Here is a 10,206-nt window from a genome sequence, read left to right on the forward strand (position 1 = left end):
GAGAACTTTTAGATCAATGGGAGATTCATAAACAGTTCACCGACATGGCAAAACCCAAAAGGGAGATATTTATCGATGACATTATTCCAGTAGGGATTTAAGGGGGTGGTAAGGTGGCAGATAATTTTGGTTTAAAAATTGGGATTGAGGGTGAAAAGCAATTTAAAAATGCCCTGCGGGAGATCAATCAAAGCTTTAGGGTGCTCGGTTCTGAAATGAAACTGGTATCCTCCCAGTTTGATAAAAATGATAAATCCATTCAAGCGATAACAGCAAGAAATAATCAGCTAAATAAAGAAATAGATGCACAAAGAGAGAAAGTAGCTACCCTTGAAAAGGCATTAGCCAATGCTGCCGCCTCCTTTGGTGAAAACGATAGAAGGACCCTATCTTGGCAAACACAACTAAACAATGCCAATGCCGAGTTAAATAACATGGAGCGTGAGCTAAAAGAATCCCAGGAAGAAGTAAAAAAGCTCAACAGGGAAAAACTGGATAAACTCGTAGGTGGACTAAAACAAGCGGGCGACATTGCAGGGAGAGTTTTAGTCGCAGGGTTAAAAGCGGCGGCAGCGGCTATGGCGGCAATTGGAGCAGGGGCAGTTGCCACAGGAAAATGGATAAAAGATTCCCTTAATGTTTACGCCGAATATGAAGATGCCATGAAACAGGTTCAAGCAACCATGGGTCTTGCTGGAGAAGAGGGTGAAGAAGCTTTTAAGAAACTCTCAGATGCTGCTAAAGAAGCAGGTGCCAGTACGAGGTTTACTGCTTCAGAATCAGCGGAGGCTTTAAATTATCTTGCCCTTGCTGGTTATGATGCTGAGCAGGCTATAGATGCACTTCCAGGGGTATTAACCCTTGCCGCTGCAGGTGGTATGGATTTAGCAAGAGCATCGGATCTTGTTACCGACTCTATGGCAGCTCTAGGGCTTGGAATTTCAGATATGGACTTATACATGGACATGATGGCAAGGACTTCTCAAAGGTCTAACACCAATGTTCAGCAATTAGGTGAGGGTATCTTAGTAGCCGGTGCCACCATGAAAAATGCAGGACAAGAGTTAGATACATTAAATGTTATGCTAGGAGTCCTTGCCAATCGTGGTATTAAAGGTGCAGAAGGCGGAACGAAGCTAAGGAACATAGTAATGGCTTTAACCTCCCCTACCTCAAGAGCCGCCAATGAACTGGATAACCTTGGGATAAGCGTCAGCGATTCAGATGGCAATATCCGCGACTTAAATGAAATATTAACGGAACTAAATACTGAACTTAGCGGTCTTTCAGAAGCAGATAAATTAAATGCCTTAAGCAATATTTTTAACAAACAAGATATCGCCGGTATCAATGCCCTGCTTTCAGGCACTGGCGAGGAAATGAACAACCTTTATAACGAGCTTGCCAATGCAGAAGGTGCCGCAGTACAAATGTCTGAAACCATGGAGAGCGGACTTGCAGGCTCCGTTCGTAGTTTAAAGTCGGCATATGAAGGACTACAGATAGTTATCGGCGAGCAGTTTTCTGATATGGCGGGGAATGCTGTAGGAGAAGTTACCACACTGGTAAGGGAAGTAACAGAAATCTTAAATGACGGTTTTCAAGAAGGTGATATCGAAGCCATAGGTGAAAAGATATCATCTTTTTTAATGAAAGGGATAAATAGGATTAGTGAGTATCTTCCTGAAGTTATCAACATGGTATCGACCATGCTCACAGAACTTGTAAATGTGTTGGTAGCCTTACTTCCTACCCTTCTACCACCACTACTGGATGGAGCCATTGCTTTACTTAATGGATTGATTGATGCAATCACTACAAATATTGGGCCACTTATTGATATGGTGGTTTATCTTGTTATGACGGTAGCAGAATTCATCATAGAAAATTTACCCTTGCTTATAGAAGCGGCTATTCAAATAGTAGTGGCATTGGCTCTTGGCATAGCTGATGCATTGCCACAGTTAATCCCGTCAATTATTGAAGCCATTTATTTAATCGTAGAAACCCTTTTAAACAATATGGATCAGATTTTGGATGCCGCTTTAAAAATCATCATGGGACTGGCAAAGGGACTTATGGATGCACTGCCTAGGTTAATTGAAGCTTTGCCTAAAATAATCAGTGCAATTATTGATTTTATCACCAATAGCCTACCGCTAATCATTGATATGGGTATTCGGCTCATACTTCAGCTTGCTGTAGGTCTTATAAAAGCAATACCACAGTTAGTGGCGAGTCTACCTCAAATTGTGACTGCCATAATCACAGGCATAGGCAAAGCGGCTCTTTCAATTGTCGAGGTAGGTAAAAATATTGTGAGAGGTTTATGGGATGGAATCGCTTCAATGGTTACTTGGATTAAGGATAAAGTGAGCAATTTTGTAGGCGGTATTGTAAGTGGTGTCAAAGGTTTACTAGGGATTAAATCGCCATCTACTGTCTTTGCTGGAATTGGGGACAATATGGCCCAAGGTTTGGGTGATGGTTTTGACAAGGCAATGGGCAAGGTTTCAGAGGATATCCAAGGTGCAATCCCTACGGATTTTGATGTAAACTCAAATGTCAATTTAAACGGCATTGGTGGATATGTTGCTGGGATGGGTGGAGGTCCCCTTGTAACAGTTCAGCAGATGATTGTTCGAAGTGAGGATGACATTCGAAAGGTATCGCAGGAATTATACAACTTGATGCAAACAGGCTCCCGTGCACAGGGACGATTTATTACAACTTAAAGGAGGGCGGTTATGGGATTTGTTTATAATGGGATTAACTCAAGGGACATGAAAATAAAAGCAAGATTGACAAGCTGGCAGGCATCCCCCGCCCTTAGAAATTCCTATGAAATTGTACCGGGAAAAGCAGGTGTCGCTGATTTTGGATGTGACAGTGCAGAACGGATTATTGTTGTTAACTGCAACGTGTTCCCGCAAAAAAGCTTTGCCGATTTAGTCGGTGCACTCGATGATTTGGCTGAATGGCTAAATCCCATGAATGGTTTAAAGCAAATTGTGTTAGAAGATATTCCTAATCGCTATTTTAACGCTCGCCTTTCTGAACAGGTGGATTGTGAGAGAATACTTAGAACAGCCGGTTCTTTTGATTTAAAGTTTATCTGTCCTGATCCCCATGCTTATGCTTTAGCAGACGAGATATTTACGATTTCAAATGAAGGAAGCCATGAGGTTGAGCGAGTGACCGGAAACGCTGATTCTGAACCTGTATATCAGCTAAGGGGTGTTATTAGTAGTTCTGCATCAACTTATATCTCTATTTCAACAAATGGTGAAGAACTCCGAGTGGTGGGTGCATTATCTGCAGATGAAGTTTTAGTCATTGACAGTGGTCTGGTGACGGCTAAGATTACCGATCTGAATGGAAATACACTGAGAAATGGACTGCCTGGTCTGGATGAATTGAATTTCCCTGTTCTTCATAAAGGAGATAATGAAATAACGGTATCAGTGGTTGGAGCCACATTTTCTGAATTAAGAGTTTTAGCAAAGAGCAGATGGAGGTGATCTGGTGGCGATTAAATCAATTTTAACAGTACAGACAGATTTTACAGGTGAGTTTCCAGTAAATGATAAGACAGTCGCTCTGTGGCGGTTTAATGAAGCTACACCAGATGGCAACACAATGCTTTTGGATGCTTCAGGCTACAACAGAAACTTCTTTGTATCGGGATGGTCAGGCACATCAGCAAGCTTGGTATCCGGTAGATTGGGAAGGTATTTTAGACAGAACATTATTAATCCAACAAGTGAAAGAACCTATTTAGTGGCTACCAATGACGGTAGTTTTTTTAGCGATTTAGGGGAGAAGATTGTTGTAGGTGGTTGGATAAATCCTACCACTTATTCCATTGGTCAGAACTTTATCCCTATTTTCAATACCAGACAAGGACCAGACCAGCCAATCTTTTATGTATCTTTATATCAAGGCAGACCACGTCTGATGCTGTATAATGCTTCGGGAACACTGATTTATGATCAAACAGAAACACCTGCCATTACTCTAAGGAATAACGGTTGGTATTTTATCGCTTCCATCATTGAGGTAAGCAATAAAAGAGTACAGAACTTACTTTGTGACCGTAGTGATGGTGCTATTTGGCAATCTCCGGTCCGAACATTTGCCGGAGATTTGAATCAAGGCTGTGTTGCAGATATTGTCATGGGAATGCATGCCGATACCTACTACTATGCAGGAGGGATTGATGACTGGTTTTATGAAAAGGATTCTGCTCTTTCAATGGAGGATCTTATTTCCCATTTCAAATCTTCCATATTGGCAAACGGTGGTGACAGTACTGCTGATGTAGATGCCTTAACCGAACCCGGTGCGGTTTTACTTAAAGAAACAAATGGAGTTTTTGCTCCAAGTGGTCAGCTTTATACCACTGCTACAGCCTGTGGTCTTTCGGGAACAGGGCGGGTATCAGCCACCAGTGAATACACTGCTGGAATTACGGCCATAAGCCTAGTAGAAACATCCACTTCGGATGACTTGGATAGTTGGACACAGTGGCAGACAGTCGGTGCAAGTGGCGAATTGCAATCGCCCAATAGAGCCTATATTCGCTATCGCATTACCCTATCAACTCAAGATACCAGCAGAACACCGAGACTTCTGGAGATACAGCTCCATGACATTCCAAAGCCGCCTTATGAGCAATTAGGGTTTGCCAGACCGGTTTTGTTGGATGAAAGCGGTGCATGGGAAGCAGTATTGGAAAATGCCTTTGACATCTTGGTAACCAGTGAAGTGAATGGCGCCGATTTTTTAGAGTTTAAGCTACCCTTTCATGATCCAAAACGAGAAACCCTGGACAATGAAAAGCAAGTGCAAATCGTTAATGATGTGTATCGCATTCGGACGGTATCAGATGAGAAAAACTCCGATGGCAGAGTGGTCACTCAAGTATATGCAGAAGCAGCCTTCTATGATCTTTCATTTAGCACAGCGAAAGAACCCATGGAGTTTACTGCAGAGACACCAGAAGTACCAATGGGTTATGCATTGCTTAATACGGGTTGGGTGCTGGGGAATGTTACTGTCAGTACCAGAAGGACATGGGAGTCCACAGAAAAGAATGCCTTATCTATCCTTCGAGCCACACAAAACATCCATGGTGGTGACTTGATTTTTGATAGTGCCAATCGTGAGGTGCACCTTCTGACCTTTAGTGGCATCGATAGTGGTGCGCTGTTTAGCTACAGAAAAAACATGAAAAGCATACAGCGGGTAGTGGATACAAGAAGTCTTGTTACACGGCTTTATGCCTATGGCAAAGAGGGTATGACCTTTGCTTCCATTAATGGCAACAGAGAGTATGTGGAGGATTACAGCTACTCATCGGAAATAAGGGTGGCAACGCTGGATGCTTCTTCCTTTAGTAGCCCCTATCAGATGTTGGAGTTTGCCAATATGCGGTTGGCTCAATATGCAAGACCGAGAATTTCTTATGTCCTTTCAGCCATGGACCTGTCGGTGCTGACAGGCTATGAACATGAAGCATGGAATCTTGGGGATATAGTGACCGTAGATGATAGGGACTTAAATCTATCTGTAAAAACCCGTGTAGTACGCAGACAATACAATCTACAAGAGCCTTGGAAAACAGTACTGGAACTATCTACAACTTTAAGAGAACTGGGGGATGCATCTGCTGGGTGGGATAAAGCCGCCGATATCCTTTCCTCTGCGGACGTTCTTGACAGGCAGGAGGTTAAAGACCTAGTACCCTTTAACCATTTGCGCAACTCAAGAGCCGATGATGGCATAACCTATTGGCTCAATTCAGGCTTTACCGTTGACCCTAATAATGGGGTATCAGGAGAGGCCTCCTTTAAGGCAGATGGTGTACTGTGGATGACAAAGAGCCTATCTCAAACGGTCTATCCAGCAAGCCGAAGAAGTTATACACTCTCTGCACAGATTGCATCGGAGAATCTACAAAAAGGGCCAAATGGCCAAGTAGGAATTGAAGTTGACATTGAATATGAGGATGGTACAACGGAAACACGACTTATTGATCTATTTTAGGAAAGGGGTGGTGCTATGGCATATTTCACACAGACGTCACATGTTATTTCTGCGAAGAGTTTAAGCAAAATTAAATCCCTGACCATTCGCCTTTTTATTACAGACTGCACTGGGGAGATTTTCTTTACAGATATGTTTCTACAAGGCGGCACCATTGCTACAGGTTGGGTTGGACACGTATCCGAGATTCAGTGGACGTTAGATGGGTAGGTGATGCAGTTGTCAGTTATATTTACAAGATTTGCTGAGACCATTCATTGTAAAGAGGATAAAAGAGTTGTAAGCATAACAGTGAAGTTACTTATTGAAGACTGCACCGGTACGGTTTATTTTACCGATATACAGGCACAGGAAGGTAGTAACCTGACAGGATATGTCCCACATACAGAAACCATGCTCCAAAAATATCGGGAAGATGGCGCTATTGTGCCTGTTCGATTTTATAATGGGATTGTTCGTAGTAATGAGACTATCGTGCTGTTTAATCTTGGTTCAACTTCTGCTGGTTTGGATTGTCACATCTATCCGATTCAAAGTATGGCGGAAGGAAGTATCGAGTTGTCACAAGGCGCTGGGGCGCACAAGGTGAAATTTAAAGAAAGTGCAGACCCAGGTGATAAGTTGTCCCTATTGGCTTCAACCAGAGAATGTTTAAAGAATGGCAATCCAACGGACAAAGAGGGTTTCTTTCAATATACCGCAGCCAGTGACAGCAAACATATAGTCAAGCTGGAGGATAGAAAATCCGCTCGGGTGTTATTCGAGTTTCAAGAAATGCAGGAAGGAAGTGAGCGGTCATGAGGGATTATCTGCAAGGGAAACGGTGCATGGTTTGGAGTTTCATGGGCAACGCTCGTATGTATCAAGCCTTACGTGATTATGGGGATCGCTTGGATACGGTAGGAATTTTTACTTTTGAGGTAGATATTACCGGAACAATAACAGAAACGGGCACAAGCATCTCCAGTATGCTTACTTACATCAACCGATGGCCGCACATCAAGTGGCTGCTTACCATTATGAATCATGGTACAGCATCCATATTTACTGCCCTTAGGAATAATACAAATGGTGCGAAGGATAAATTCCTTACTGAGATTATTCGTATTATGAATAAGTATCCCTGGTGTGCTGGAGTGGACATCGACTTGGAACGTGGTGGTGGCTATGAAAATAAAGATGCGGCCAATGCTCTCTTTCGAGATATCTATAATACGGTTAAAGCCTATAATTCGGCTAAGCTAGTCAACATTTGTCTGCCAGGAATGACTGGTGTGCAAGGCTCGGTAGGTGGAGAAAACTGGAGTGTCTATGAGGACTTAGACCCATACTGCGATACTGCAGCAATTATGAGTTATGGCATGGCTTGGGCGGGTTCTGCACCGGGGCCAGTATCCCCTAGGAATTGGCTGGAAGGAATTTATAATTATGCGGTTCGGGTCATGACACCTGAGAAGGTATTCTTAGGATTACCTGGTTATGGCTGGAACTGGCGGATACATGATACCCCTGAAAATCTGGGTATTACGTATCGTGGAATATCAAACACCTATTATGCTGCACAGCTTTGGATGACTGGAGGATATAACTTTACGGGGGATGCCCCACCGCAACCTATGATCCCTATAATTGCTTATTGGGACGACTATGATAAGGTGCCTTGGGCTTTGCCACAAGTATACGATTATATGGAAGGATGGGATGCGATTTCTAGAACATACCCTTTACTGGGAGAAACCTATAACCGTCGCAGGTATTTGACCTCCTACAGCAAACAGCAATCCACTGACTTTGGTACGATTTATATAGATCGAGGAGGTGGCACACCTGATAGTTATTCAGGCAGTGTGTCTGTTTCTTCTCAAATGGTTACCCTTGGAGAAGAAGGTGAAGCAGAATATCAATTTGAAATCTCCTCTGCTGGAGTTTATGATGTGGCCATTCGTATCTCTTTTCCCTTATGGGATAGGAATAGTATTCATGTTGCACTGGACGGAGTAAATACTACCTTCAGTGAAAATAGGTTATGGTGGCCATATTGGCGGACGACTTGTTGGCTTACTTTGGCTTCTGATGTATTCCTTTCAGCGGGGGCCCATACAGTCAGCATCAGTGTTGGTGTGCCAGGAGTCCAATTTTATGGGTTCCGTGTTTGCTCGAATTTCGCCCAGTCACCTTCTGCAGGACAAGCAGAATTTACGCTATCCCCTAGAAAATTTAAGGATGTGAATGGGGTGATGGCAGAGCCGGATCGAGGGTTCAAATTAACCACTGAAGTATTGCGTAGAAGACCAGACTCTGCATTAGCATGGTATGAGGACTTTCGTGATGACATCCCAATTCCATCTAGTTACTGGACAACATTGAGCGGTCAGTGGCAGGTGTGGAAAAACCCCGATGATACAGCCAGTCGTCCATACTCACAGCTTGATGGGTATGGAGAACTTGCGTGGAATTATAACAGCTTTTCAGATGTCCATTTACGGGCAAGACTAGCCTTTACCCCAGAAGGTAGCGGTCGTGCAGGAATTTTTTGTGGCAGTGTTTTTTGCTGTTTCAATTTCAATACCCAGCGCATTGAGCTATATCATGGTTCTCCCCTATTGGGAAGTTACCCTACTGAGATTTCTAAAACATCAGAGTCTGAACTGCGATTCAATCCAAGGATGTACACCATAGAGATGCGGATTCGTGGGAATTCTGTAAGGGTGTATTCAGGAGCAAGTAATACTTTACGCTTTACAGCAAATATCAGTGGATTCACAGGTGGTTATGCCGGAGTCCGATCTGATGGGCGAATTCTATGCGAATTGTTAAGACTTGGTGATGCTTGGACCTATGAGCCTTATGAAAGATTTGATGTAACCTTCCCAGATGGAACTATTACGGAATATGGCAGATTAGCAAGAACTGGTGTGACATGGGACAGTGAGTTTCAAGTTTTTACGGTAAACAGTGATGTAGAGGAAGCTTCCACACGAAGTCAAGACATATCCATGGATTATGATTTCTTTCATTCCGAGTTGCTTCCATTAACCTGTGGAAATGATTATGCAGTAAAAATTGTGCCCAAGGATATTAATGTTTGGTTATCAAGGCTGTTTTTAGGGGATGCAGATGGGTTTTCTATTCTTTATTATCAGGATGTGGATAGCCTTGTCTATTGGGCAAATGAAGCGGCATATCGATGGAAACTACGAGGAATTGCCATATGGTCGCTGGGTCAAGAGGATATGCGGTTATGGGAAGCTTTGCCTAAACAAATATAGAAAAAAACAACAATTCAGGAGTGTTTGCAAATATAGCAGGCACTCCTTTTTATATACTCACAAATCAAGAAGGAGGTAAAAATCATGAAGGAAATTTGGATCTGGATACAAGTTGCTCTTACTGCTATTGGGGGATTCTTTGGTTGGTTTCTAGGAGGTTTTGATGGATTTTTATATGCATTGGTTGCACTGATGGTAGCCGATTATATCACAGGAGTTATGTGTGCCATTGTTGATAAGAAGCTATCCAGTGAAATCGGGTTTAAGGGCATCTTCAAGAAGGTGCTCATCTTTGTTATGGTGGGAATTGGTCATATCATCGATACAAATCTTATCGGGGATGGAAGTGTCCTTAGGACGGCAATTATCTTTTTCTATTGCTCCAACGAGGGGGTTTCCATGCTTGAAAATGCAGGACGTCTGGGACTTCCAATACCAGAGAAATTGAAGGATATCTTAGCACAACTACACAACAAAGGAGGAAATGAATAATGAATTTAAGGAAACTTATTTTTACAAACAATGCTTGTTATAAGGCGGGCAGAAAGATTACACCAAAAGGCATTATGGTTCATAGTACCGGTGCAAATAATCCTAATCTTAGAAGGTATGTCGGACCTGATGATGGTCTATTAGGGGTAAACCAGTACAACAATCACTGGAATCAAGATAGGCCAGATGGTCGGCAAGTTTGTACCCATGCCTTTATTGGCAAGCTGAAAGATGGTTCTATAGCTACTTATCAAACCCTGCCGTGGAACCATAGAGGCTGGCATGCTGGTGGCAGTGCAAATGATACGCATATAGGTTTTGAAATCGTGCGCCCAGATAGGGCAATGTCAACAGCGGTTTAAGGTGCCGCATAGTAAGATAACGCTATTGTCAACCT

The 10,206-nt window shown here is 42.9% G+C and carries 7 protein-coding genes; all 7 read left to right on the top strand.

All coding sequences use genetic code 11. The features are described from left to right. The first annotated feature begins 113 nt into the window (after positions 1-113). Entirely contained in the window at positions 114-2,735 is a 2,622-nt protein-coding gene (locus ABFX15_RS10580) for a phage tail tape measure protein (protein WP_346025378.1), read from the top strand. 12 nt (positions 2,736-2,747) lie between these two features. Next, positions 2,748-3,521, top strand: a complete 774-nt coding sequence (locus ABFX15_RS10585) for a distal tail protein Dit (protein WP_346025379.1) — start codon at positions 2,748-2,750, stop codon at positions 3,519-3,521. A 4-nt stretch (positions 3,522-3,525) separates the two neighbouring features. Further along, positions 3,526-6,048, top strand: coding sequence for a phage tail spike protein (locus tag ABFX15_RS10590; RefSeq protein ID WP_346025380.1), 2,523 nt, complete (start codon positions 3,526-3,528; stop codon positions 6,046-6,048). Between the two features lie 213 nt (positions 6,049-6,261). Continuing rightward, entirely contained in the window at positions 6,262-6,849 is a 588-nt protein-coding gene (locus ABFX15_RS10595) for a hypothetical protein (protein WP_346025381.1), read from the top strand. Further along, the gene (locus ABFX15_RS10600; RefSeq protein ID WP_346025382.1) at positions 6,846-9,317 is read left to right on the top strand and encodes a glycosyl hydrolase family 18 protein; all 2,472 of its coding nucleotides are present in this window, start codon (positions 6,846-6,848) and stop codon (positions 9,315-9,317) included. Before ABFX15_RS10595 ends, ABFX15_RS10600 begins: the two co-directional genes overlap by 4 nt. An 84-nt stretch (positions 9,318-9,401) precedes the next feature. Then, positions 9,402-9,809 (top strand): phage holin family protein, encoded by a 408-nt coding sequence (locus ABFX15_RS10605; protein WP_346025383.1) that lies wholly within the window; start codon positions 9,402-9,404, stop codon positions 9,807-9,809. Beyond that, the gene (locus ABFX15_RS10610) at positions 9,809-10,171 is read left to right on the top strand and encodes an N-acetylmuramoyl-L-alanine amidase (RefSeq protein WP_346025384.1); all 363 of its coding nucleotides are present in this window, start codon (positions 9,809-9,811) and stop codon (positions 10,169-10,171) included. Before ABFX15_RS10605 ends, ABFX15_RS10610 begins: the two co-directional genes overlap by 1 nt. Positions 10,172-10,206: the final 35 nt, after the last annotated feature.

Origin of the sequence: Alkalibacterium indicireducens, from assembly GCF_039522005.1 — a bacterium.
Lineage (GTDB): Bacteria > Bacillota > Bacilli > Lactobacillales > Carnobacteriaceae_A > Alkalibacterium > Alkalibacterium indicireducens.

Bases quoted from the DNA above. Each gene is read 5' to 3' on its own strand.
- ABFX15_RS10585 (WP_346025379.1), top strand. From the start codon at position 2,748: ATGGGATTTGTTTATAATGGGATTAACTCAAGGGACATGAAAATAAAA.
- ABFX15_RS10595 (WP_346025381.1), top strand. From the start codon at position 6,262: ATGCAGTTGTCAGTTATATTTACAAGATTTGCTGAGACCATTCATTGT.
- ABFX15_RS10600 (WP_346025382.1), top strand. From the start codon at position 6,846: ATGAGGGATTATCTGCAAGGGAAACGGTGCATGGTTTGGAGTTTCATG.
- ABFX15_RS10605 (WP_346025383.1), top strand. From the start codon at position 9,402: ATGAAGGAAATTTGGATCTGGATACAAGTTGCTCTTACTGCTATTGGG.
- ABFX15_RS10610 (WP_346025384.1), top strand. From the start codon at position 9,809: ATGAATTTAAGGAAACTTATTTTTACAAACAATGCTTGTTATAAGGCG.